The organism is Tsukamurella sputi (genome assembly GCF_007858445.1).
GTDB classification, from domain to species: Bacteria; Actinomycetota; Actinomycetes; order Mycobacteriales; family Mycobacteriaceae; genus Tsukamurella; species Tsukamurella sputi.
Window position 1 is genome coordinate 1 of record NZ_VIGV01000033.1, and the last position, 755, is coordinate 755.

The 755-nt window shown below is 65.2% G+C and carries 1 protein-coding gene; it reads right to left on the bottom strand.

Annotated elements, in window-relative coordinates; genetic code table 11:
* A partial coding sequence (locus FK268_RS23015) for an enoyl-CoA hydratase/isomerase family protein (RefSeq protein ID WP_193560319.1) occupies positions 1 to 556 on the bottom strand: 556 nt, incomplete at its 3' end.
* Between the last annotated feature and the right edge of the window lie 199 nt (positions 557 to 755).

The window sequence follows — 755 nt, forward strand, 5'->3', positions numbered from 1 at the left end:
CTGCGTGTACGACGATGTCGCCGTCGCACAAACCCTCGAATAGTCGCTGCCCGGGGATGGCGGCGAGCTCTGCGGCTGCCTTAGGTTTCCCGGTCGTGATGAGGTCGGCGGCTGCTGCCATGCCGATGGCGCGTGGAAGGCGTTGTGTTCCTCCGGAGCCGGGCACGAAGCCGAGGTTCACCTCCGGTAGGGCGAGGGAGCTCGACGGCGTGGCGACTCGGTAGTGCATCGCAAGCGCCAGCTCGAGGCCACCACCGAAACACGTGCCGTCGATGGCGGCGACGATCGGCTTCGGGGAGGCGTCAACTTCGCCGATGATCTCGGCCAGCGTGGGTGTGGCCGTCGAACGGGGGGTTCCGAATTCGGTGATGTCGGCCCCGGCGGAGAAGCATCCTTCTCGCCCGGTCACCACCACGGCTCGGATGGCGTCCGAGCCCAGTGCCCGCCGCAGTTCGCACAGCAGTTCGGTGCGGACCGTGTGTCCGAGTCCGTTGACAGGGGGGTGGTCGATGGTGACGACGGCGACGCCGCAGTCGACACGAGAAGTCACAGGCATGGATCTTCCTTCATGGTTTGGTATCGAGACGGTGCTCGTCACCGATCGCCTGAGCGTCGCGGAGCGGGCTGGTATTGAGCGATCGCGCGAATGGTTTCGGGATGCGCGAAGAGGTTGGCGAAGACGTCGACGCTAGCGTCGATGCCCTCCTGAAGGCTTGTGTTCAACCACGTCTCGAATAGTCCCTTCTGTGCCGCCA